This is a genomic window from Janthinobacterium sp. SUN073, assembly GCF_030397665.1.
Classification (GTDB): domain Bacteria; phylum Pseudomonadota; class Gammaproteobacteria; order Burkholderiales; family Burkholderiaceae_D; genus Janthinobacterium.
The window spans coordinates 216020-239004 of the sequence record NZ_JAPUBT010000003.1 but is presented as its reverse complement, the minus strand read 5'-3'; the positions used below and the strand labels follow the sequence as shown (position 1 = coordinate 239004).

Annotated in this window: 19 protein-coding genes; 16 read left to right on the top strand and 3 right to left on the bottom strand. The window is 63.2% G+C overall.

Annotation, left to right across the window (positions count from 1 at the left end; translation table 11 throughout):
- Positions 1–30: 30 nt before the first annotated feature.
- On the top strand, positions 31–1305 hold the full coding sequence (locus tag O0882_RS11755; RefSeq protein ID WP_289948098.1) for a DUF3472 domain-containing protein: 1275 nt from the start codon (positions 31–33) through the stop codon (positions 1303–1305).
- Between the two features lie 10 nt (positions 1306–1315).
- Here O0882_RS11755 and O0882_RS11750 read toward each other — a convergent pair whose 3' ends face one another.
- Positions 1316–1828: a hypothetical protein gene (locus tag O0882_RS11750; RefSeq protein WP_289948096.1), complete on the bottom strand. Its 513-nt coding sequence runs from the start codon at positions 1826–1828 to the stop codon at positions 1316–1318.
- Between the two features lie 269 nt (positions 1829–2097).
- Between O0882_RS11750 and O0882_RS11745 the strand changes: the two genes are divergently transcribed.
- The 4 genes from O0882_RS11745 (at position 2098) to O0882_RS11730 (ending at position 6877) form a co-directional block, all read left to right on the top strand.
- Positions 2098–2739: a hypothetical protein gene (locus O0882_RS11745; protein ID WP_289948094.1), complete on the top strand. Its 642-nt coding sequence runs from the start codon at positions 2098–2100 to the stop codon at positions 2737–2739.
- A 103-nt stretch (positions 2740–2842) separates the two neighbouring features.
- A complete protein-coding gene (locus O0882_RS11740; protein ID WP_289948092.1) occupies positions 2843–3355 on the top strand; it encodes a sigma-70 family RNA polymerase sigma factor in 513 nt (170 codons plus the stop codon).
- Positions 3328–4329 (top strand): FecR domain-containing protein, encoded by a 1002-nt coding sequence (locus O0882_RS11735; RefSeq protein ID WP_289948090.1) that lies wholly within the window; start codon positions 3328–3330, stop codon positions 4327–4329. The genes O0882_RS11740 and O0882_RS11735 overlap by 28 nt, the downstream gene beginning before the upstream one ends.
- 85 nt (positions 4330–4414) lie before the next feature.
- Positions 4415–6877 (top strand): TonB-dependent receptor, encoded by a 2463-nt coding sequence (locus O0882_RS11730; protein ID WP_289948088.1) that lies wholly within the window; start codon positions 4415–4417, stop codon positions 6875–6877.
- A 4-nt stretch (positions 6878–6881) separates the two neighbouring features.
- Here the strand turns inward: O0882_RS11730 and O0882_RS11725 are convergent, their stop codons facing one another.
- Positions 6882–7259 (bottom strand): SirB2 family protein, encoded by a 378-nt coding sequence (locus tag O0882_RS11725; RefSeq protein ID WP_289948086.1) that lies wholly within the window; start codon positions 7257–7259, stop codon positions 6882–6884.
- A gap of 384 nt (positions 7260–7643) precedes the next feature.
- Between O0882_RS11725 and O0882_RS11720 the strand changes: the two genes are divergently transcribed.
- From O0882_RS11720 to O0882_RS11710, 3 genes are read left to right on the top strand one after another with little or no spacing between them, the layout of a single operon-like run.
- Positions 7644–8888: a nitrate/nitrite transporter gene (locus O0882_RS11720; RefSeq protein WP_289948472.1), complete on the top strand. Its 1245-nt coding sequence runs from the start codon at positions 7644–7646 to the stop codon at positions 8886–8888.
- 8 nt (positions 8889–8896) lie between these two features.
- Positions 8897–10282, top strand: a complete 1386-nt coding sequence (locus O0882_RS11715) for a NarK family nitrate/nitrite MFS transporter (RefSeq protein WP_289948471.1) — start codon at positions 8897–8899, stop codon at positions 10280–10282.
- Between the two features lie 56 nt (positions 10283–10338).
- Positions 10339–11034 carry a carbonic anhydrase gene (locus tag O0882_RS11710; RefSeq protein ID WP_100872822.1) on the top strand — a complete coding sequence of 232 codons (696 nt, stop codon included), beginning with the start codon at positions 10339–10341 and terminating at the stop codon, positions 11032–11034.
- Here the strand turns inward: O0882_RS11710 and O0882_RS11705 are convergent.
- Positions 11020–11391, bottom strand: coding sequence for a ribonucleotide reductase subunit alpha (locus O0882_RS11705; RefSeq protein WP_289948085.1), 372 nt, complete (start codon positions 11389–11391; stop codon positions 11020–11022). The two genes, O0882_RS11710 and O0882_RS11705, sit on opposite strands and share 15 nt — an antisense overlap.
- 243 nt (positions 11392–11634) lie before the next feature.
- On the opposite strand from O0882_RS11705, the gene O0882_RS11700 reads away from it, so the two are divergent.
- The 8 genes from O0882_RS11700 (at position 11635) to O0882_RS11665 (ending at position 22885) form a co-directional block, all read left to right on the top strand.
- Positions 11635–15333, top strand: coding sequence for a nitrate reductase subunit alpha (locus O0882_RS11700; RefSeq protein ID WP_289948084.1), 3699 nt, complete (start codon positions 11635–11637; stop codon positions 15331–15333).
- Position 15334: 1 nt separating this feature from the next.
- A complete protein-coding gene (gene narH, locus O0882_RS11695; RefSeq protein WP_034781611.1) occupies positions 15335–16885 on the top strand; it encodes a nitrate reductase subunit beta in 1551 nt (516 codons plus the stop codon).
- A gap of 9 nt (positions 16886–16894) precedes the next feature.
- The gene (narJ, locus tag O0882_RS11690) at positions 16895–17551 is read left to right on the top strand and encodes a nitrate reductase molybdenum cofactor assembly chaperone (RefSeq protein ID WP_289948083.1); all 657 of its coding nucleotides are present in this window, start codon (positions 16895–16897) and stop codon (positions 17549–17551) included.
- Between the two features lie 34 nt (positions 17552–17585).
- Complete coding sequence (narI, locus tag O0882_RS11685) at positions 17586–18272, top strand: respiratory nitrate reductase subunit gamma (RefSeq protein ID WP_289948082.1); 687 nt, start codon at positions 17586–17588, stop codon at positions 18270–18272.
- A 25-nt stretch (positions 18273–18297) separates the two neighbouring features.
- Positions 18298–19059, top strand: a complete 762-nt coding sequence (locus O0882_RS11680; RefSeq protein WP_289948081.1) for a peptidylprolyl isomerase — start codon at positions 18298–18300, stop codon at positions 19057–19059.
- Between the two features lie 88 nt (positions 19060–19147).
- Positions 19148–20134 carry a GTP 3',8-cyclase MoaA gene (gene moaA, locus O0882_RS11675; RefSeq protein WP_289948080.1) on the top strand — a complete coding sequence of 329 codons (987 nt, stop codon included), beginning with the start codon at positions 19148–19150 and terminating at the stop codon, positions 20132–20134.
- A 162-nt stretch (positions 20135–20296) separates the two neighbouring features.
- Positions 20297–22198 (top strand): type IV pili methyl-accepting chemotaxis transducer N-terminal domain-containing protein, encoded by a 1902-nt coding sequence (locus tag O0882_RS11670; protein WP_289948079.1) that lies wholly within the window; start codon positions 20297–20299, stop codon positions 22196–22198.
- 24 nt (positions 22199–22222) lie between these two features.
- Entirely contained in the window at positions 22223–22885 is a 663-nt protein-coding gene (locus O0882_RS11665; RefSeq protein ID WP_034781594.1) for a response regulator, read from the top strand.
- Positions 22886–22985 lie beyond the last annotated feature (100 nt).

The following is a 22985-nucleotide window of genomic DNA, read 5'->3' as shown; positions in this document are numbered from 1 at the left end:
AGCGGTTTTTTTTCATATCAGGAGACGTTGATGAAACACCGAAGTGCACTACTCCATGCCGTCCTTCCCGCCATGCCCTTGCTGGCCGCCTGCGTGGCCGCCTGCGTGGCCGCGCCCATGGCGTCCGCGACGCCCGCCAGCGTGGAACTGGCCGGCAATGCCTTCATCACCAGTGCAGACAAGGGCGCCGTCATCGGCGAGCATGGCCTGACCGGCTGGAGCAATCCGGCTACCGTCGCCAGCACGTATTTCCGCGTGGCTGAAGCAGGTCCCGTCCAGGTGGCGCTCGATGCCAGCCTGGCCGATGGCGGCAACAGCACCATCCGCGTGAAGATCAACGGCACGCCGTTCGACGTCAAGCTGGCCGGCAAGGTGCGCAAGACCTACGCCGTCGGTACGGTCAATGTGCCGGCGGCCGGCTATGTGAAGGTGGACTTGCAGGGATTGACGCGCGCCAAGGCCACGTTCGGCGAGGTCGCCGCGTTGAAGGTGGCGTCGAGCGCCGCGCTCAATTACGCGAGTGACCCGGCCAATTACTACTGGTCGCGGCGCGGACCGTCCGTGCACATGGGCTACGCGGTGCCGGCCAATACCGAGTATTTTTATAACGAGATGACGATACCCCAGGGGCAGGACGCGATCGGCTCCTACTTCATGGCCAACGGCTTTGGCCAGGGCTACATGGGCATCCAGGTGAAGTCACCGAGCGAACGCTGGATATTGTTCTCGGTGTGGGATGCCGAGAATGGCGCCAAGACCACCCTGGTCAGCAAGGGCGAGGGCGTCATCGACAATGCATTTGGCGGCGAGGGCACGGGTGGGCAAACCTACCTTTCATATAATTGGGTGGCCGGCACCACGTACCGCTTCATCACGCGCGCGCGGCCCGACGGCAAGGGCGGCAGCGATTATTCGGCCTGGTTCTTTGCGCCGGAAACGGGCAAGTGGCGCTACATCGCCACCTGGAAGCGGCCGGCGATTTCCACGTATCTGACGCGCGTGCATTCCTTTCTCGAGAACTTCATCGATACCCTGGGCCACACGGAGCGCCGCGTCCAGTTCGGCAACCAGTGGGCAAGGAACGTTTCCGGCGCCTGGTCCGAAGTGACGGCAGGGCGCTACACGGGCGATGCCACGGCCACCAATGCGCAGCGCATGGATTACGCGGGCGGCCTGGAAAACGGCAAGTTCTACCTGCGTAACGGCGGCTTTTTTGCCGAGTACGTGAAAACCGGCCAGAACTTCACGCGCCCGGCCACGGGCCTGCTGCCCTCCGTCGATGTGGCGGCTTTGCCGATGCAATAGGCGTGGGGTCTCAGAACGGCCGCTTGCCCACCATCGCTTCGATGCCGCGATAGTAGGTGAGCGGCTGGCGTATCGTCACGCCCATCAATGCCGCCGCCTGGATGATGTCGTTTGTATCGCGCCGGTACACCACCAGCGCATCCATTTCGTCGGAACCGTTGCCGTCGATCTGGATCAGCTCATAGCCGCCGTCTTCCACGGCGCGCTGTGCCAGTTCCGTGTCCAGCCACTCGAAATAGGGCAGCGCGCTACCGCCGCTGTCCTCGAGCATTTCATAGGGGAAGTCCGGGAATTCGTCGAACATGTCCTGTATCTGTTCGTGCAGTTCATCGAGCTTGTCGCTCGACGCCATATAGCAGGCCAGGTGCAAGAGGATCGCCACCGTGTAGGCCTGCGCATCGCTGTCGATCCACTCGTCGCGCGGAGCGGAGGGCGCGTCGGTGATGGCGGTGACGGCTTCGTCGAGTTCCTCTCCTTCCAGTTCACCGCAGGTCAGCTTGGTCAGCAGTTCAGATAGCAGCATGTTTGCCTTTCAATGGGGCGGCATGGCCGGGATGGCCAGCGCGTGCATGATGTTGTTAATACTATCATCGCCGTGCGGCTTGCCGCGTTCCGCAGAAATCGTACTGTGTTCTTCGACTACTTATCAACTAGACATTTTCCTGCCAAGCGGATACACTAAAAATATTCCCATGTGGAAATATTTTTCAATGCCCAGGCAGGCACAGGTGCGCTTGTCGCCCTTTGCCCGTTACTTGTTACCCATTTTCTTCATTTCATCCAGGATCATCCATGTTTGTCCGAACCACCATGCTGCGCGCGCTGGCGTGCGCCGTCTTGCTGCCTGCGCTGTTGTCCGGCTGCGTCACCGGCCACAATAGCGCGCCTGCGTTTACCTACACGACCCCCGACCCTGCCAAGGGCGTTGTCGTCGGCACCGTATTCGAGCGCGCCGTCTTCGAGGCGCATGGCGCCAGATTCGGCATTGTCAGCAGCGACCTTGCCGGCAACAAGGACAAAGATCTGTGGTTATCCAGCCATGCTCCCTCCGGCCAGGTCTCCTTGCAGAATGTCGCGCCAAAAGTGCCTACGGGCAAGGGCAGTACTTTTGCGCTGCAGCTGACGCCGGGACGCTACCGCATCCTCATCTGGCTGCTTGACTATGGAAGCAGGTCCAAGTACTCCGAATCGTCGCCGAAGGCGATCGAGTTTGACGTCGTGGCTGGCAAGGTCATCTACCTGGGACGTCTGGATGCCAACCGTTTCCTGGAAGTGGCTTCGATACACGACAATTTCGAGGAAGATATCGTCTACCTGAAGAAAAATCCCTTGCTGGCCAATGCCAGCATCGAGAACAAGGCGCTCGAGGTGCGTGAATGGTGGCTAAAGGACGCCACCGGCAAGAAACTTCTGGAAAAAAACAGCGCCAAATAAGCAGGTGCAGGGTGGGGCAGCGGCCGGCAGGTCGCTTGCGCCGCGGCACCGCATAGGGATAGAATGCGAATCATTATTATTTGCAAGCTAGGGAGTATGCGACGTGCCGCCTGCCCAACCCGGCGTTCACCAGCAGGTGGGCAGCCTGTATCACGATCACCACCGGTGGCTGCAAGGCTGGCTCAGGCACAAGTTGGGCAACGCCTTTGATGCGGCCGACGTGGCGCACGACACTTTCATGCGCCTGCTCAATCGCGAAGAAAGCATCGTCGTGCGCGAGCCGCGGGCCTTTTTGACGACGGTGGCCAAGGGCGTGCTGGGCAATCTGTACCGCCGCCGCGACCTGGAAGCGGCGTATCTGGACACCCTGGCCAGCCTGCCGGCGCAGCACGCGCCCGATCCCGAAGCGCAGGCGATTTTGCTCGAAGCCCTGTTCGACATCGACCGCCGCCTCGATGGCCTGGCGCCGGCCGTGCGCCGCGCGTTTCTGCTGTCGCAGCTCGATGGCATGCCGCAGGCGGCCATCGCGCTGGAACTGAATGTCTCGCTGGCCACCGTGCAGCGCTACCTGGTGAAAGCCATGCACCAGTGTTTCTTTTCTCCTCCGGCACCGTGATGGGCGCCTCCACGCCGGAAGCGGCCAGCCTGCAGGCTGTCGAATGGCTGGTGCGCCTGCAGGCTGGCGACGTAGCGCCGGAAGTGGAGCAGGCCTGGCGCGCCTGGCGCGACAGCGACCCGGAACATGAGCAAGCCTGGCAGCATGTGGAAGGCTGCATGGCGCGCATGCGTGCCTTGCCCGCGCCGCTGGCGCATGGCACCCTGGCGCGCAAACCGATCCATGCGCAGGCCAATGCCGCGCGCCGCCAGTCGTTGAAATTCCTGGCGCTGCTGGCCGTGGGCGGCGGCGCCTGGCTGGTGGGCGGCGATGAGCAGGCGCGCTTCTGGCTGGCCGATTACCGTACCGGTACGGGCGAGCTGCGCCACGTCGTGCTGGACGACGGCACGCGCATCGCCCTCAATACGGCCACCTCCATCGACGTGCGCTATGACGCGCGCCAGCGCCTGGTGACGTTATTAAGGGGCGAGATCATGGTCAGCACGGCGCGCGATCCGGCCGGCAGGCCTTTTATTGTGCAGACGGCCCAGGGCCGCTTGCAACCGGTGGGCACGCGCTTTGCCGTGCGCGCCGGTGGCGAAGTCACGCGCCTGGGCGTGTTTGCGGGCGCGGTCGACATCATGCCAATGCTGGCGCCCGGCGCCGTGCAAAGGCTGCACCCCGGCCAGCAAACGATGTTCACGGCGGGCCGCATCGGGTCCGTCGAAGCCTTGCCTGCCGGCGCGGACGCCTGGACGACGGGCATGCTGGTGGCGCACGATATGCCGCTGGCCGATTTTATCGGCGAGCTGGCGCGCTACCGCCATGGGCGCCTGGCTTGCGATCCGGCCATCGCCCATCTGCGCGTGTCCGGCATCTACCCGCTGGCCGATACGGGGCAGGTGTTGGACATGCTGACGCGCACCTTGCCCGTCGACGTGCGCCAGAGCACGCGTTTCTGGGTGAGCGTGGTGCCGCATCGGCAGCATGCATAAATACTTTCTGAAAAACTGAGGGGTTTTCGATTTTCGCGTGACATGGCAAGTGAACCCTTCATTCACTTTCATGAAAATAGCCCGCATGCCCAGCACAACTCCTATTTACGCTTCTTCCGCTTCCACCGTATGCCGCCGCCGCGTGGCGGCGCTGGCCGTCAGCCAGGCCCTGTGGTTGTTCGCCGCCAGCGGCGCCTCGGCTGCCGCCCCCCTTGCCCAGGCAGCCAATACGGCGCGCATCGAGCTGGCGATACCTGCCGGCACCCTGGAACAGGTACTGGTGCGCTTCGGTCAGCAGACGGGCACCATGCTTTCCTATCAGGCCGCCGCCTTGGCGGGCAAGCGCAGCGCCGGCCTGACGGGCAGCTACAGCGTGCCTGCAGCGCTGGGCGCCATCGTCGCCGGGTCAGGCTTGCGTGCGGTGCCGCAGGCAAATGGCGGCTATGTGCTCGACGCGGCAGCGGCCGATGGCGGCCAGACCATGCCCGAGATGAAGGTCAGTGCCAGCTTTGATGCGAACGGCGCGACGGAAGGCAGCGGCGCCTATACGACGCAGACCATGCGCTCGGCCACGCGCCTGGGCCTGTCCGTGCGCGAGACGCCGCAAGCCGTCAGCGTGGTCACGCGCCAGCAAATGGATGACCAGAACCTGCAAACGGTGGAAGACGTGCTGCAAAACGCGGCCGGCATCGCCATCAACCGCTACGACAGCGACCGCACCTCGTTTTTCGCGCGCGGCTTTTCCATTGCCAGCTACCAGTACGACGGCATCCCCACCACGGTCGACAATGCCTACAACGTGGGCGACAGCACGCTGGACATGACGGCCTACGACAGGGTCGAGATCGTGCGCGGCGCCACCGGCCTGCTGACGGGCGCGGGCGAACCGTCGGCCACCATCAACCTGGTGCGCAAGCGCGCGTCATCGGGGCAGCTGGCCGGGAATGCGGCCCTGAGCCTGGGTTCCTGGAACAATGCGCGCGCCAGCGCCGACCTGTCCACGCCGTTGACTGCGGACGGCAAGGTGCGTGGCCGTGTCGTGGCCAGCTACCAGGACAGCGAATCGTATGTGAACCTGTATCACGGCAAGAAGGCCATGGCCTACGCCACCGTGGAAGCGGACCTGGCGCCCGGCAGCGTACTGATCGCCGGTTATGAATACCAGGATAATCGCCCGCGCGGCGGCATGTATGGCGGTTTGCCGCTGTGGTATGCGGATGGCGAGCGCGCTACGTTTTCCCGCTCCGCCACCACAGCCACCACCTGGAGCCGCTGGTTCAGTACCAGCCAGACGGCTTTCTTGCGCCTGGAGCAAAGCCTGGGCGGCGGCTGGAATCTGACGGCCATGCTGAATCACGGCTGGGGCGATTATTCGGCGGCCGAGCTCTTCGCCAATACCTGGCCGGACAATGCCACGGGGCAGGGCGTGACGGGCTACGCCGGCTTTTACTCGGGCACGCGGCGCCAGGACAGCGTCGACGCCTATGTACAGGGACCGCTGCAACTGCTGGGGCGCACGCACGACCTGGCGTTCGGCGTCTCGGGCAGCAACCAGTTCTCCAGCAATCCGGGTATTGCCGGCAGCAGCGTCGATTACGGCAATTTCCATCAATGGCAGGGCGTGACGCCGGAGCCGGACTGGAATACCCCGACTTTCTCGCGCTGGCAACTGCTCGACACGGTGCAGCAGCGCGGCATCTATGGCACGGCGCGCTTTTCGCTGGCCGATCCCCTGAAACTGATCGTCGGCGCGCGCTACAGCCGCTACAAGGCGGACCACGTCGATGACTGGGGTGGCAGCTACGCCTATGCCAAGCATGCCGTCACGCCGTATGCGGGGCTGGTATGGGATATCGACGCGCAGCATGCGCTGTACACCAGCTACAGCAAGATCTTCAAGCCGCAGGGCTACCAGGACCGGTTTGGCCGCTATCTCGACCCCGTGCAGGGCAAGAATGTGGAAGCGGGCGTGAAGGGCGAGTATTTTGGCGGCAAACTCAATGCGGCACTGGCCGTGTTCCGCATCGCGCAGGATGGCCTGGCGCAGGAAGACACGGGCCATTTTGTCGGCAATTCGCTGACGCAGGCGTATTTCGCGGCCTCGGGCACCACCAGCAAAGGTGTGGAACTGGACGTCTCGGGCGAGCTGGCCAAGGGCTGGAACGTATCGGCCAGCGTGTCGCACGCGGCGGCTGAGGACAACGCGGGCGCGCGCTTGAACAGCTATGTGCCGCAAACCCTGGCGCGCGTGTTTTCCACGTATCAGCTGCATGGCGACTGGCGCGCGTTATCGGTGGGCGGCGGCGTGAACTGGCAGAGCGGCGCCTACCGCGATGCCACGGGGCCGAAGGGCACGGAGCGCGTGGAGCAGGGCGGCTATGCCGTGGCCAGCCTGATGGCGAAATACGCGCTGTCGCGCCAGCTGTCGCTGCAGGCGAACGTCAACAACCTGTTCGACAAGCATTACTACAGCCAGCTCGGCATGTACAACCAGGGCTACTGGGGCGCGCCGCGCAATGCCAGCATCACCCTGCGCTACATCTTCTGATGCATCAGAGCGGCCAGGCCTGCTTGGTGATGGCCACGCCGATGATGTAGGCGAAGACCAGCACGGCGAGCGCGAAGGCGGCGCCGCGCACGGCCGGCGTCTTGCCCCGTTTCAGGGCGATGGTGCCCAGCACGATGTAGGCCACCAGCGCGCACAGCTTGGCGGCCAGCCAGGGCTGGCTGCCCGGCGACTGGCCGCTCCACACGGCCAGGGCGATGGCGCTGGCCAGCAAGGCCGTGTCGATCAGGTGCGGCAGGATTTTTACCCAGCGCTGCTGCAAGGCGGGCGAGGCGCGCAGCATCCAGGCGCCGCGCAAGAGGAAAAGACAGCCGCTGGCGGCGGCGCAACCCATGTGGAAATGCTTGAGGCTCAGATAATCCATGCGGTGACTTTACAGGCGTTGACAATGGCGCCAGCATAGCCGCCTTTGGCGCGCCGCGCCATAGGTCGCCGGGATAAGGTGCTGGCAAGGCACGAATCCGGCCAGCTCCTTCGTGTGCCGGTGCCGAGTGTGTCAAAAATACCTGCGTTTGTAAAACGCCCGCCATCCAGGCTAGGTCCGCACCGCGCCATCTAGTCACTTTTGCCGATACGGCTATCCAGATTGCCTTTCCAGAATCACCCTGTGGCCGATAGTGCCTTTCCCCTGCGCCACGTAAGCTGGTCGGGACGGCTGGCCAGACGGCCAGTGCATTCATGGAGAAACATCGTGGCTACCCTAGATGGCACTAAGAACAACAGTAGTAACAAGGCAGTCGAACCCGGCATGCGGCGCAAGCAGGCGTCCGTACTGATCAGCAGTACCTTCGCATTTACCATCTGCTTCGCGGTATGGATGATGTTTGCCGTACTGGGCATCCCCATCAAGACCAGCCTGGGCTTGACTGAAACACAATTCGGCCTGCTGGCCGCCATGCCTGTGCTGACGGGCTCCCTCGTGCGCGTGCCGCTGGGCATCTGGACGGACAAATACGGCGGACGCCGCGTCTTCTTCCTGCTGATGCTGGCCAGCGTGGTGCCGATCTACCTGATTTCCTACGCTACCGCCTACTGGCACTTCCTAGTGCTGGGTATGTTCGTGGGCCTGGCGGGCGGCTCGTTTTCCGTCGGCACACCGTATGTGGCGCGCTGGTATGAAAAGGAGCGCCGCGGCCTGGCGATGGGCATCTTCGGCGCCGGTAACTCCGGTTCCGCGCTGACCAAGTTCGTCGCGCCGGGCATCGTCGCCGCCTTCGGCTGGCAAATGCTGCCGAAGGTGTATGCGGTGGCCATGCTGGCCACGGCCATCATCTTCTGGCTGTTTTCGTACACGGACAAATCGCACCTGGCACCATCGGGCGAAAGTTTTTCGGCGCAGATGAAGGTGCTGAAGGACCCGCGTGTATGGCGCTACTGCCAGTACTACTCGGTGGTGTTCGGCGGCTATGTGGCGCTGGCGCTATGGATGACGAAGTATTACGTGGCCGAATACGGTTTTGATTTGAAGCACGCGGCGCTGCTGGCTGCCTGCTTCTCGCTGCCGGGCGGCGTGCTGCGCGCGTTTGGCGGCTGGATCTCGGACAAATACGGTGCGGCCAAGGTGACCTGGGCCGTGATGTGGGTGTGCTGGGTGTGCTTCTTCCTGCTGTCGTATCCGCAAACGCAGATGGTGATCGAGACCGTCACGGGGCCGCTGGCCATCCATATCGGCCTGTCGCCGCTGTGGTTCACCGCGCTGCTGTTCATCGTCGGCATTGCCATGGCCGTGGGCAAGGCATCCGTCTTCAAGTTCATCGGCGATGACTTTTCCGACAACATCGGCGCCGTCTCTGGCGTGGTGGGCCTGGCCGGCGGTCTCGGTGGCTTCATCCTGCCCGTGATGTTCGGCGCCCTGGTGGACTTCACCGGCGTGCGTTCGAGCGCCTTCATGCTGCTGTACGGCACCGTCTGCGTTTCCCTCGTCTGGATGTACTTCTCGTTCAAGCCGCTGCGTGCGGCACCAACCAATCAACCTGCAGGAGTAACGTTATGAGTAACCCAGTGAGCCGCTATATGATCAATACATGGGAGCCGGAAAGCCCCAGCTTCTGGCAAAACACGGGCAAGTCCACGGCCGCGCGCAATCTGTGGATCTCGATACCCGCGCTGCTGCTGGCGTTCGCCGTGTGGATGGTGTGGAGCGTGGTGGTGGTCAACCTGCCCAACATCGGTTTCACCTACAGTAACAACCAGCTGTTCTGGCTGACGGCCTTGCCGGGCCTGTCCGGCGCCACCTTGCGCATCTTTTATTCGTTCATGGTGCCGATTTTCGGCGGCCGGCGCTGGACGGCCATTTCCACGGGCTCGCTGCTGATTCCCGCCATCGGCATCGGCCTGGCCGTGCAGGATGTGAACACGGGCTATCCGACCATGCTGATCCTGGCGCTGCTGTGCGGCTTCGGCGGCGGCAATTTCGCCTCGTCGATGGCCAACATCAGCTTTTTCTATCCGAAGGCGAGCAAGGGTTTCGCGCTGGGCATGAATGCGGGCCTGGGCAACCTGGGCGTGTCGGTGGTGCAGTTCGTCGTGCCGCTGGTGATCACCTTCGCCGTCTTCGGCGCCTGGGGCGGCGATTCGCTGACCTGGGTCAAGAATGGCGTGAGCAAGGACATGTGGCTGCAAAACGCGGGCTTCATCTGGGTGCCGTTCATCGCGCTGTCGACCTTGCTGGCCTGGTTCGGCATGAATGACCTGGCCTCGGCCAAGGCCTCGTTTTCCGAGCAGGCCGTGATCTTCAAGCGCAAGCACAACTGGCTCATGTGCTGGCTGTACACGGGCACCTTCGGCTCCTTCATCGGTTATTCGGCCGCGTTTCCGCTGCTGATCAAGATCCAGTTCCCCGACGTCAACCCGCTCGATTACGCCTTCCTCGGCCCCCTGGTCGGTGCGCTGGCGCGCGTGGCCGGTGGCGTGATTTCCGATAAACTGGGCGGCGCCCGCGTCACCCTGTGGTCCTTCCTGCTGATGATAGGCGCCGTGCTGGGCGTGCTGTACTTCATGCCGCAAGCCGGCGTGGGTGGTAGTTTTAGTGGCTTCTTCTGGATGTTCATGCTGCTGTTCGCCGGCACGGGCATCGGCAATGCGTCGACCTTCCGCATGATCCCCGTGATCTTTTTGACGGAGCACCAGCGCGCGGCCGCCGGCAAGGGCAAGGAGGCGCAGGAGCAAGCCATCGTTGACGCCAACAAGGAAGGCGCGGCAGTCCTGGGCTTCACGTCGGCCGTGGCGGCCTACGGTGCCTTCTTCATTCCGAAAAGCTATGGCACCTCGATTTCGCTGACGGGCAGCCCCGACGCGGCCTTGTGGTGCTTCATCGGCTTTTATGTCAGCTGCATCGCGATCACCTGGTGGTGCTATGCGCGCAAGAATGCGGCGATGCCTTGCTAAAGTTGGAATGTCTGGCAAGTCGTTCTTGCCAGACGTTGAGGAAATGAGAGTATGTCATGGAAGAACTGGAAAAATTCGTCAACGGCTTCAGCCTGTTTCAGCAGCAGTACTTCAGCGAGCCGCAGACCTTGTACGACAGCCTGCGCGACGGGCAGCGGCCCACGACCTTGCTGATCGGCTGCTGCGATTCGCGCGTCGACCCCATGCTGCTGACGGGCAGCGACCCGGGTGACATGTTCGTGGTGCGCAATATCGCCAACCTGGTGCCGCCGTGCACGCCCGACGCGCCGCCCGGCGTCAGCTCGGCCATCGAGTTTGCCGTCTGCAAGCTCGAAGTGGCCAGGGTCATCGTGCTGGGCCACGCGCGCTGCGGCGGCATTCGCGCGCTGCTGGAACCGCAGCCGCGCGCGGAAGGGCAGGAAACGGACTTCGTGGGACAGTGGATGCGCATCGCCGAACCGGTGGCGCAGCGTGTGCGGCGCGAGCTGGCGCACCGCTCGTCGGAAGAGCAGCACCATGCGTGCGAGCTGGCCAGCATCCTGCAGTCGCTGGACAACTTGCTGACCTACCCATGGCTGAAGCGCCGGGTGGAACAGGGGGTGTTGAAATTGCATGGATGGTATTTCGACATCGACAGCGGGGCGCTGATGGCGTATTCGGCGCGCCAGCAGCAGTTTTTGCCGCTCGTGTGTCCGATCGAAAGGGCGCGTCATTTGCATGAGCGCCCTTGGCCGGACTCAGCTAAAACGTAACAAATCCCCGCTGCGGTCAAATGCCAGCAGGCCGTCGATGCGGCCTTGCTCGATGGCCGTCACCATGGCGCGCAGGGGCGCCTCGCAGTCCTGCGCGGCGGGCGGCTGGCCGTCCTGGCCCGCCAGTCCCGCCACGAAGACCACGTCCCAGTGCGTCTGCATCTGTTTCGACTCCTCCATCAATGTCTCGAAGCTGCCCAGTTCATCGGGCAGCTTGTCGGCGCACATCACGGGTGTGAGGGACTTGCCCTGGCCGCCTGGCTGGGCTTGCGCCTGGGTAAAGGTGAACAGCAGGCGTTGCGGCTGTTCCTGGTCGCGGGCGCTGCGCAGCAAGCTGGCGTAATCGGTAATCGACATGGTGCTCTTTCTCAGTGTTGAACGATGACGACAGGTATACCGCAGCACGGTCGCGGCGCCCATAGGCAATAGTGACTATCCGGGTGACTACGCATCTATGCATTCCTGGTGCGGGAAACCGACTTCTTGCCAATACCGCCGGACACGGCGCATCGATAGACTGTTTGTATCGACGCTTGAGCCATCCTGCTTGCAGCGTTTTTATGACCTGGCGCCGCTCTTGCGGCGCAATGTGGAGGTAGCATGAGTCACTTTCTGGACCGTCTTAAATTTTTTAGCAAGCCTGCCGAGCCGTTCTCGAACGGCCATGGCACCGTGGTCGATGAAGACCGCACTTGGGAAAACGCCTACCGTCAGCGCTGGCAGCACGACAAGATCGTGCGCTCCACGCATGGCGTGAACTGCACCGGCTCTTGCAGCTGGAAGGTGTATGTCAAGAATGGCCTGATCACCTGGGAAACCCAGCAAACCGATTACCCGCGCACGCGGCCCGACCTGCCCAACCATGAGCCGCGCGGCTGCCCGCGCGGCGCCAGCTATTCCTGGTATGTGTATTCGGCCCAGCGCGTGAAGTATCCGATGGTGCGCGGCCGCCTGATGGAAATGTGGCGCGAAGCGCGCAAGACCATGGACCCCGTCACCGCCTGGGACTGGATCAGCCAGGACCCCGTGCGCTCGCAGCAGTACAAATCCATCCGTGGCCTGGGCGGCTTCGTGCGCGCCACGTGGGACGAATCGAATGAAATCATCGCCGCCGCGAATGCGCTGACGATCAAGAAATACGGCCCGGACCGCATCGTCGGCTTCTCGCCGATTCCCGCCATGTCCATGGTCAGCTATGCCTCCGGCACGCGCTACCTGTCGCTGATCGGCGGCGTGGCCCTGAGCTTTTATGACTGGTACTGCGACTTGCCGCCGGCCAGCCCGCAAGTGTGGGGCGAACAGACGGACGTGCCGGAATCGGCCGACTGGTACAACTCGACCTATCTGATGGTGTGGGGCTCGAACGTGCCGATGACGCGCACGCCGGACGCCCACTTCTACACGGAAGTGCGATACAAGGGCACGAAAACCGTGGCTATCTCGCCCGATTATGGCGAAATGGTGAAGTTCGGCGACATCTGGCTGGCGCCGAAGCAGGGCACGGACGCAGCGCTGGCGCTGGCCATGGGCCACGTCATCCTCAAGGAATTCCACTCGGAAGGCCAGTCCGACTACTTCCGCGAGTATGCGCGCCAGTACACGGACTTCCCCATGCTGGTGCTGCTCAAGGAGCATAACGGCACCCTGGTGCCCGATTACTTCCTGCGCGCTTCGCATCTGGACAACAACCTCGACGAAACCAACAACCCGGAATGGAAAACCCTGGTCATCGACGAAACCACGGGTGCGATTACCGCGCCGGCCGGCTCGATCGGCTTCCGCTGGGGTGAGTCGGGCAAGTGGAACCTGGAACAGAAGGCCGGCGGCAGCGGCGTGCCCATCGTGCCGATGCTGTCCATGATCAACGACAGCGACGCCGTCACGGAAGTGGGTTTCGCCTACTTCGGCGGCAAGGATGCGTCCGACATGCTGCTGCGCAAGGTGCCGGTGAAAACCATCCGCCTGGCCGACGGCAGCACCGCCCTGGTCACCACCGTGTTCGACCTGACCCTGGCCAACTACGGTATCGACCGTGGCCTGGGCGGCGAAAACGTGGCGGAAAGCTATGACGACGACGTGCCGTACACCCCCGCCTGGCAGGAAAAGCACACGGGCGTGAAACGCGCCGACGTGATCACCGTGGCGCGCCAGTTCGCGCAAAACGCGGACCAGACGCGCGGCAAGAGCATGGTCATCGTGGGCGCCGGCCTGAATCACTGGTACCACATGGACATGACCTATCGCGGCATCATCAATATGCTGATGATGTGCGGCTGTATCGGCCAGTCGGGCGGCGGCTGGGCCCATTACGTGGGTCAGGAAAAGCTGCGTCCGCAAACGGGCTGGACGCCTTTGGCCTTCGCCCAGGACTGGGTACGCCCGATGCGCCAGATGAACGGCACCTCGTTCTTCTATGCCCATACGAGCCAATGGCGCCACGAAAAGCTGGAAACGGGCGACATCGCCTCGCCATCGGCGGCCGGCGGCACGGGCGACCTGACCCTGCTCGATTACAACGCCAAGGCTGAACGCATGGGCTGGCTGCCATCGGCGCCGCAGTTGCAAACCAATCCGCTGGAAGTGGCCAAGGCCGCCAAGGCGGCAGGGCAGGCACCGGCCGCGTATGCGCTCGACCAGATCAAGGCGGGCCAGCTGCAGTTTTCGTGCGACGACCCGGACAATCCGGCCAACTTCCCGCGCAATATGTTTGTCTGGCGCTCGAACATCCTGGGCAGCTCGGGCAAGGGCCACGAGTACTTCCTGAAATACCTGCTGGGCACGCAGAATGGCTTGCTCAGCGACGAAGATGATTGCATCACGCCGAAACAGGTGAAAGTGCGTCCCGCCGCCGAAGGCAAGCTCGATCTGCTGGTGGTGCTGGACTTCCGCATGTCGACCACGTGTTTGTATGGCGACGTGGTGCTGCCGACGGCCACCTGGTATGAAAAGGATGACTTGAACACCTCGGACATGCACCCGTTCATCCACCCGCTGTCGGAAGCCGTGCAGCCGTTGTGGCAATCGAAGTCGGACTGGGAAATCTACAAAGGGCTGGCCGAGAAATTCTCGGAAATCGGTGGCGAACTGCTGGGCACTCAGCAAGACATCATCCTCACGCCGCTGATGCACGACACCCCTGGTGAACTGGGCCAGCCTTTCGACCCCAAGGACTGGCGCGCCGGCGAATGCGACGCCATTCCAGGCAAGACCATGCCGAACATGACGGTGGTCGAGCGCAACTACCGCGACGTCTACAAGAAATTCACCTCGATCGGGCCGCTGCTGGAAACCATCGGCAACGGCGGCAAGGGCATTTCCTGGAAAACGGGCCATGAAGTCGACGTACTGCGCGGCATCAACCGCACGGTGCTCGATGAAGGCGTGTCGAAGGGCCAGCCGCGCCTCGACACGGCCATCGATGCGGCCGAGATGATCCTGACGCTGGCGCCGGAAACGAATGGCCACGTGGCCGTGAAAGCCTGGGCCGCGCTGTCGGCCATCACGGGACGCGAGCACACGCATCTGGCCAAGCCGCGCGAGCATGACAGCATCCGCTTCCGCGATGTGCAGGCGCAGCCGCGCAAGATCATTTCCTCGCCCACCTGGTCGGGTCTGGAAAGCGAAGAAGTCAGCTACACGGCCGGTTATACCAACGTGCATGAAATGATCCCATGGCGCACGCTGACGGGCCGCCAGCAGTTTTACCAGGATCACCTGTGGATGCGCGATTTCGGCGAAGGCCTGTGCGTGTACAAGCCGGCGATCAATACCAAGACAACGGAAGCGCTGCTGGGCACCAAACCGAACGGCAACAAGGAACTGGCGCTGAACTTTTTGACGCCGCACCAGAAATGGGGCATCCACTCCACATATTCGGACAACCTGCGCATGCTGACCCTGTCGCGCGGCGGACCGCACGTGTGGCTGTCGGAAACGGATGCGAAGACGGCCGGTATCGTCGACAACGACTGGATCGAAGTCTTCAACGTGAACGGCAGCCTGACGGCGCGCGCCGTCGTCAGCCAGCGCATCCCGGCCGGCATGACGATGATGTACCACGCGCAGGAAAAGATCATCAACGTGCCTGGCGCGGAGATGACGGGCAAGCGGGGCGGCATCCATAACTCGGTGACGCGCGCCGTGCCCAAGCCGACGCACATGATCGGCGGCTACGCCCAGCTGGCGTACGGCTTCAATTACTACGGCACGGTGGGCTCCAACCGCGATGAATTCGTATTGGTGCGCAAGATGAACAAGGTTGACTGGCTCGAAGGCCCGTTGCAGGAAGAAGGAGCATAGTATGAAAATCAGAGCGCAAATCGGCATGGTGCTGAACCTGGACAAGTGCATCGGCTGCCACACCTGTTCCGTCACCTGCAAGAACGTATGGACCAGCCGCGACGGCGTCGAGTACGCATGGTTCAACAACGTGGAAACCAAACCGGGCATCGGCTATCCGAAGCAGTGGGAAAACCAGGACAAGTGGAATGGCGGCTGGCGCCGCACGGACGCGGGCAAGATCGAGCCGCGCCAGGGCAGCCGTTTGAAAATCCTGGCCAATATCTTCGCCAACCCGAACCTGCCCGCCATCGACGAGTACTACGAGCCGTTCACCTACGACTACGAGCACCTGCAAAGCGCGCCGCTGTCGCAGACGCCGCCGACGGCCCGTCCGATCTCCGTGCTGACGGGGAAAAAGATGGAAAAAATCGAGTGGGGTCCGAACTGGGAAGATGACCTGGGCGGTGAATTTGCCCAGCGCAGCAAGGATAAACTGTTCGACAACATGCAGAAGGAGATGTACGGCACCTTCGAAAACACCTTCATGATGTATCTGCCGCGCCTGTGCGAGCATTGCCTCAATCCGACGTGCGTGGCGTCTTGCCCATCTGGCTCCGTGTACAAGCGTGAAGACGACGGCATCGTGCTGATCGACCAGGACAAGTGCCGCGGCTGGCGCATGTGCATCTCCGGTTGCCCGTACAAGAAGATTTACTACAATTGGTCGTCCGGCAAGGCGGAGAAGTGCACCTTCTGCTTCCCCCGCATCGAGGCTGGCCAGCCTACCGTGTGCTCGGAAACGTGCGTGGGCCGCATCCGCTACCTGGGCGTGCTGCTGTATGACGCCGACAAGATCGAGGCAGCGGCCTCCGTGCCGCAAGAGCAGGACCTGTACCAGGCGCAGCTCGACCTGTTCCTCGATCCGCACGACCCGGCCATCATCGCCGAGGCGCGCCGCCAGGGCATTCCTGACCTGTGGCTGGAAGCGGCCGTCAAGTCGCCCGTCTACAAGATGGCCGTCGAGTGGAAAGTGGCGTTCCCGCTGCATCCCGAATACCGCACCTTGCCGATGGTGTGGTACGTGCCGCCACTGTCGCCGATCCAGGCGGCAGCCGAATCGGGCAAGCTGGGCGTGAACGGCATGCTGCCGGACACGCAAAGCCTGCGCATTCCCGTGCAGTACCTGGCCAATTTGCTGACGGCCGGCGACCAGCCGCCCATCGTCACGGCGCTGGACCGCATGCTGGCCATGCGTGCCTACATGCGCAGCAAAACGGTCGAGAAGGTGGAGAACCTCACGGTCCTGAAACAAGTGGGCTTGACCAAGGCGCAGGTGGAGGATATGTACCACATCATGGCGATTGCCAATTACGAAGACCGCTTCGTCATCCCCAGCAGCCACAAGGAAATGGCTGAGGACAGCTTCAACGAGAAGGGTTCGTGCGGCTTCAGCTTCGGCAACGGCTGTTCGGACGGCACCAGCGAACCGACCTTGTTCGGCAAGAAAAAACACGGTTCGGCCATCTTCATGCAGATGCCGAAGTCGCGCAAAACGGCGCCAGGCGCTTAAGGAGCTGAGATGACACACGCTATGAATCAGTATCAAATCCTCTCGCGGCTGTTGCTGTATCCCGAGCCCGAGCTGATCGCGCATCTGCCGCAGGTCGATGCCGCGCTGGCGGCCGTGCCGGAACAGCACGCGCTGTTGCGGCCCTTGCTGGCGCACCTGGAAAGCAGCAGCCTGATCGACCTGCAGCAGCAGTACGTGGCCACGTTCGACCGCAATCCGTCGCACTCGCTGCACCTGTTCGAGCATATCCACGGCGAATCGCGCGACCGGGGCCAGGCCATGGTCGACCTGATGGAGGAATACAAGCGCCATGGCTTGCAGATGACGGGCGACGATTTGCCCGACTTCGTGCCGCTGTTCCTGGAATTCCTGGCACAGCTCGACGAGGCGGCATCGGCGCCGTTGCTGGGCGACGCCGTCCACGTGCTGGCGCATATCGGCCGCAAGCTGACGGCCAACGGCAGTCCGTATGCGCCCGTCTTCACGGTGCTCGAACGCCTGAGCCCCGTGGCGGCCGAAATGCTGGCCGAACCGCCCATCCGCGATATGGACGAGGCGCTGGAAACCTTCGGACCCGGTGCGGATGGCGTCGAGCCCTTGCTGCGTCAAGCCCCGGGCGGCGTCCATCCCGTGCATTTTCACCCGCAGCCGCGCCGCGCCGCTTAATGGGCCCACTGCGCCCGCATGAGGAGAGTACATCATGAGTAATTACTTGCATCAATTTGTGTATGGCATTTATCCATACATCGCGCTGGCGATTTTTTTCCTCGGCAGCCTGATCCGTTTCGACCGCGAGCAATACACGTGGAAGTCCGATTCCAGCCAGCTGCTGCACCGTGGCAGCCTGCGCCTGGGCAATATCCTGTTCCACATCGGCATCATCGGCTTGCTGTTCGGCCATGCGGCCGGCTTGCTCACGCCCGTCTGGGTGTGGGATACGCTGGGCGTGACGCACAGCCTGAAACAGGGCGTCGCCATGGCCGCTGGCGGCATCATGGGCGGCCTGTGCCTTGCGGGCCTGCTGATCCTGCTGGTGCGCCGCTTTTCCAATGACCGGCTGCGCGCCGTCACCACGGCCGGCGACAAGCTGGTGATGCTGTGGATTTTGCTGACCTTGCTGCTGGGCTTGTCGTCGATCTTCGTCTCGGCTTCGCACATGGATGGCCACATGATGGTCTTGCTGATGAACTGGGCGCAGCACATCGTCACCTTCCGCAGCGACGCCGCCAGCTTCATCGTCGATGCGCCGCTGGTGTTCAAGCTGCACCTGTTCATGGGCATGTCGCTGTTCGTCATCTTCCCGTTCACCCGTCTGGTGCACGTGTGGAGCGGCTTTGGCGCAGTTGCCTATTTGGGCCGCGCCTATCAACTGGTGCGCCGCCGCTAAGGCGGTCATTGAAAGGAGAATCATCATGGGAATTTCTGTCAATGGCATCGATATCGACGATGCCGACATCGCGCAGGAACTGCCGCACCACCAGCAGGCGGGCAATCCGCTGAAGCAGGCCGTGCATGAACTGGTGCTGCGCCGCCTGCTGCTGGACGAGGCTCAGCGCCTGGGCTTGCAAGCAGATAGCGACGATGCCCTGGTCGAAGCGCTGTTCGAGCAGGAAGTGCGCGTACCGCCGGCCGACGATGCGGCTTGCCGCACCTTTTATGCGCAGCGCCCGCAGCTGTTTCGCAGCGGCGCGCTGGTCGAGGCGCGCCACATCCTGTTCCAGGTGACCCCCGAGGCGCCGCTGGAGCTGCTGCGCACGACGGCGCAAGCCGTGCTCGACGCGTTGAAGCTGGCGCCGGAACGGTTCGCCGAACTGGCGGCGCAGTATTCGAACTGTCCGTCGGGCGCGCTGGGCGGCAACCTGGGCCAGCTGTCGCCGGGCCAGAGCGTGCCGGAATTTGACGCGCTGCTGTTCCGCCTGGAGGCGGGCGCGCTGGCCGGCCACTTGCTGGAAACGCGCTTCGGCTACCACATCGTGCAAGTGCTGCGCCGGGTCGAAGGCCAGGCCATCGCCTACGAGGCGGTGCAGGCGCAGATCGCCGACCGGCTGTCGCGCGCCGCGTGGCAGCGCGCCGTGCACCAGTACTTGCACTTGCTGGTGGGGCGCGCCGACATCGCGGGCATCGAACTGGAAGGTGCCAGCGTCGAAGGCACAGCCAGTCCATTGGTGCAATAGCCCGAAAGGCGTAGGCCGCTAGGCCTTCTGGGGCACAGCCAGATCGTGCCCCAGCCTTTACAATCACGGAAGAATCAGGAGTAGCGTCATGGGTAGCGTCAAGTTGCAGGACCGTTTTGGCCGTTCGATCGATTATGTGCGGCTGTCCGTCACCGACCGCTGCGACTTGCGCTGCAGTTACTGCATGCCCAAGGGCTTTCGCGGCTTCGAGGAGCCGAAGGACTGGCTGACGTTCGACGAGATCGAGCGCCTGATGGGAATTTTCGTGCGCCTTGGCACGCGCCGCGTGCGCCTGACGGGTGGCGAGCCGCTGTTGCGGCGCAACCTGCCCGAGCTGGCGCAAAGGTTGTCCGCGCTGCCCGGTTTGCAGGATCTGTCGCTGTCGACCAACGCCACGCAATTGGGCAAGCACGCCGTGGCCTTGCGCGCGGCGGGCGTGGACCGCATCAATGTCAGCCTCGATTCGCTTGACCGCGCCTGCATGCAGCAGATCACGGGGCGCGACAGCCTGCAGCCTATTTTGGACGGCCTGATGGCGGGCAAGGCGGCCGGTTTCGACCCGATCAAGATCAATATGGTGGCCATGCGCGGCGTCAATGACGGCCAGATCGAGGCCATGGCGGCTTTCTGTATCGAGCAGCAGTTCATCCTGCGCCTGATCGAAGCCATGCCGATGGGTAGTACGGGCCGCAATGCCAGCTACATGCCGCTCGGGCCAGTGCGCGAGCGCCTGGCGGCCCGCTTTGGTCTGGTACCGCAGGCGCAAGAACTGGGGGGCGGGCCGGCACGCTACATGGCGACAGCCGATGGCCGTTCGAGCATCGGCTTCATCACGCCGATGTCGCAGCATTTTTGCGCCACGTGCAACCGCGTGCGCCTGTCCGTCGATGGTACCCTGTACCTGTGCCTGGGGCAGGAAGAAAAATTCGCCCTTGGCCCCATGCTGCGCGGCGGGGCCACCGATGCGGAGATCGAAGCGGCGATCCGCGCCGCCATCGAACTCAAGCCGCAGCAGCATGATTTCAATACGCAGCCCGATAAAATTATCAGGTTCATGGCGCAGACGGGCGGCTAGGATAGACACCTGGCCAAACCTACTGCGCGTCGCGCTTTGCGGCCGGCGATGCTCACCGTACTAGAGTACGGTTGCGCTTCTCGGCCACAAATCACTGCCGCTCGCTACGGTTTTGTCAGGTGTCGTGGCGCTAAGAATGGGCTTGTTAAAGCAAAAGGATCTATGAAATTCAAGGCGATGTTTTCCTCCTGGCAGAAGCTGTCGACCAAGATCGTCGGCGCGCTGCTGCTCATGCTGGTACTGGCCCTGAGCGCCATCGGCTGCACCCTGTTCCTGTCGTGGCAGCTCGAAGGCAGTTCTGCCGCCATCAATGAAACGGGGCGCCTGCGCATGCAGACCTACCGCCTGACCCTGCTGCTGGCCAGCGACGCCGGCGAGCAGGCGCGCCAGCAGGTGCTGCTGATCGACGAGACCCTGGCGAAGATCGGCCACGGCGACCCGCAGCGCCCCTTGTTCCTGCCCCCCAGCACTGTCATCAAGTCCGAATTCGAGCGCATCGGCGCCGCCTGGCGCGGCGCCTTGCGTCCGGCCGCCCTGGCCGCCGATTCCACCGCGCGCGCGCGCCAGTTCGAGCATGACGCCGACACCTTCGTCGGCCAGGTCGACCAGCTGGTGCGCCTGATCGAGCACGATAGCGAGCAGCGTACCTTCTGGCTGCGTGCCTCGCAGCTGATCCTGGTTGGCATGGCCGTCATCGGCACGGTCAGCATGATTTACCTGATGTTCATGCTCATTATCGAGCCGGTGACGCGTCTGCGCCTGGGCATGCAGCGCATGAAGGAGCGCGATTTCAGCGTGCGCCTGGCCGTCGAAAGCAATGACGAATTCGGCCAGCTGGCCAGTGGCTTCAACCAGATGGCCGACCGTCTGCAGGCCCTGTACGGCAACCTGGAAGAGGGCGTGCGCAGCAAGACGGCCACCCTCGAGTACCGCAACCGCGAACTGGCGCTGCTGTACGAAAGCGCCGCTTTCCTGCAGCGCCCGCAGCCCCTGGAAGACATCTGCGGCGGCTTCATGCAGCGCATCGTCGACTATTTCGAGGCGGACGGCTCCACCGTGCGCGTGCTCGATGCGGAGCGGGGCAATCTGCACATGGTGGTGCACCACGGCCTGTCGGAAGAGCTGGTGGCGTCCGAGCATTGCCTGAAAGTGGGCGACTGCCTGTGCGGCACGGCCGTCGAGATGAAGGTGGCGAAGGTGCACGACATGCGCCGCATCGACAAGGCGCACGAGCTGCGCTGCCACCGCGAGGGCTTTGCCACCGTCTCCGTCTTCCATATCCATGCGCATGAACAGCACCTGGGCTTTTTCAACCTGCACTTCCGCCATGCGCGCGTGTTTTCCGCGCGCGAGCTGGCGCTGCTGGAAACCCTGGGCCAGCTGCTGGGCATCGCGCTGGAAAACCTGCGCCTGGCCGCGCGCGAGCGCGAGATGGCCATTTCCGAAGAGCGCAACCTGGTGGCGCAGGGCCTGCACGACAGCATCGCGCAAAGCCTCAATTTCCTCAACCTGCAAGTGCAGATGCTGGACGACTCCGTGCGCAATGCGCGTTTCGATGAAGTGGCGGGCATCGTGCCGGCCCTGCATGCGGGCGTGAAGGAAAGCTACGAGGACGTGCGCGAACTGCTGGCCAACTTCCGCAGCCGCCTGATGGAGGACGACCTGATCGGCTCCCTGCGCGCGGCAATCGACAAATTCCGCCGCCAGACGGGCATCGAGGCCGATCTGCTGGCCGACGTCGACGGCGCGCCATTCCCCCGCGAGCAGCAATTGCAGTTACTATTCATCGTGCAGGAAGCGCTGTCGAACATCCGCAAGCACGCCCAGGCCAGCCACGTCGAGGTGCGTCTCGCCGATCACCAGGACTTTACCTTGACGATCAGCGATAATGGCGTTGGCTTCGATGCTGCCGCCGTGCTGGAAAAGGGCGACAGCCATGTCGGCATCCATATCATGCGCGAGCGCGCGCAGCGCATCGACGCCACGTTCGACGTGCACGCCTGTCCCGGTGGCGGCACGACCGTCGAACTGCACCTGTCGCGCGAGCAGCGCCGCGCCGCCTAAGACACTATCTGAAAGTACAAAAAAATGGAGACTCCCGATAAACCGATCACCGTCATGCTGGTGGACGACCACGCGCTGTTCCGCAGCGGTATACGCTCGCTGCTGCAGCGGCATACCGATTTTTCCGTGGTGGGTGAAGCGGCCGATGGCGTCGAAGGCATCAAGCGCGCCATCCAGTTGCAGCCCGACGTGGTACTGCTGGACCTGAACATGGCCGGCATGTCGGGCGTGGAAGCGCTGCAGCTGATGCAGCACGACTGTCCCGACACGGCCATCGTCATGCTCACCGTGTCGGAAGACGCGGAGGATCTGGCCACGGCCCTGCGCGCGGGCGCCTGCGGCTACCTGATCAAGAATATCGACGCCGACTACCTGGTGCGCGCCATCCGCCGCGCGGCCGCCGGCGAAGTCGTCATCGCCGAAGCGATGACGGGCAAGCTGGTGGCGCAGCTGCAGGCGGGCACGCGGCGCGAGGAGCCCGTGTCGGAACTCGACAAGCTCACGCCGCGCGAAAAAGAAATCATCGACTGTCTGTCGCGCGGCGAGAGCAACAAGGGCATCGCGCGCACCCTCGACCTGGCCGAAAGCACGGTCAAGATCCACGTGCAGAACGTGCTGAAAAAACTCAACCTCACCAGCCGCGTGCAGGCGGCCGTGTATGCGGTCGAGCACCGCCAGGGCAAGTAGCCCGGTAGTGGGGGGGGGGGGCTGACCCCCACATCTAGTCCTTTTTGCCGATGGCCGTCCTTGCGCTTTTAAAGTAGTATATTGAATATATCTTTAAAAG

What these genes read in the sequence shown, in the direction of transcription:
- narJ (WP_289948083.1), top strand. Translation starts at nt 16,895, where the DNA reads ATGACACACGCTATGAATCAGTATCAAATCCTCTCGCGGCTGTTGCTG.
- O0882_RS11750 (WP_289948096.1), bottom strand. Translation starts at nt 1,828, where the DNA reads ATGCTGCTATCTGAACTGCTGACCAAGCTGACCTGCGGTGAACTGGAA.
- O0882_RS11730 (WP_289948088.1), top strand. Translation starts at nt 4,415, where the DNA reads ATGCCCAGCACAACTCCTATTTACGCTTCTTCCGCTTCCACCGTATGC.
- narH (WP_034781611.1), top strand. Translation starts at nt 15,335, where the DNA reads ATGAAAATCAGAGCGCAAATCGGCATGGTGCTGAACCTGGACAAGTGC.
- O0882_RS11720 (WP_289948472.1), top strand. Translation starts at nt 7,644, where the DNA reads ATGCGGCGCAAGCAGGCGTCCGTACTGATCAGCAGTACCTTCGCATTT.
- O0882_RS11745 (WP_289948094.1), top strand. Translation starts at nt 2,098, where the DNA reads ATGTTTGTCCGAACCACCATGCTGCGCGCGCTGGCGTGCGCCGTCTTG.
- O0882_RS11725 (WP_289948086.1), bottom strand. Translation starts at nt 7,259, where the DNA reads ATGGATTATCTGAGCCTCAAGCATTTCCACATGGGTTGCGCCGCCGCC.
- O0882_RS11755 (WP_289948098.1), top strand. Translation starts at nt 31, where the DNA reads ATGAAACACCGAAGTGCACTACTCCATGCCGTCCTTCCCGCCATGCCC.
- O0882_RS11710 (WP_100872822.1), top strand. Translation starts at nt 10,339, where the DNA reads ATGGAAGAACTGGAAAAATTCGTCAACGGCTTCAGCCTGTTTCAGCAG.
- O0882_RS11680 (WP_289948081.1), top strand. Translation starts at nt 18,298, where the DNA reads ATGGGAATTTCTGTCAATGGCATCGATATCGACGATGCCGACATCGCG.
- O0882_RS11700 (WP_289948084.1), top strand. Translation starts at nt 11,635, where the DNA reads ATGAGTCACTTTCTGGACCGTCTTAAATTTTTTAGCAAGCCTGCCGAG.
- O0882_RS11705 (WP_289948085.1), bottom strand. Translation starts at nt 11,391, where the DNA reads ATGTCGATTACCGATTACGCCAGCTTGCTGCGCAGCGCCCGCGACCAG.
- moaA (WP_289948080.1), top strand. Translation starts at nt 19,148, where the DNA reads ATGGGTAGCGTCAAGTTGCAGGACCGTTTTGGCCGTTCGATCGATTAT.
- O0882_RS11670 (WP_289948079.1), top strand. Translation starts at nt 20,297, where the DNA reads ATGAAATTCAAGGCGATGTTTTCCTCCTGGCAGAAGCTGTCGACCAAG.
- narI (WP_289948082.1), top strand. Translation starts at nt 17,586, where the DNA reads ATGAGTAATTACTTGCATCAATTTGTGTATGGCATTTATCCATACATC.
- O0882_RS11665 (WP_034781594.1), top strand. Translation starts at nt 22,223, where the DNA reads ATGGAGACTCCCGATAAACCGATCACCGTCATGCTGGTGGACGACCAC.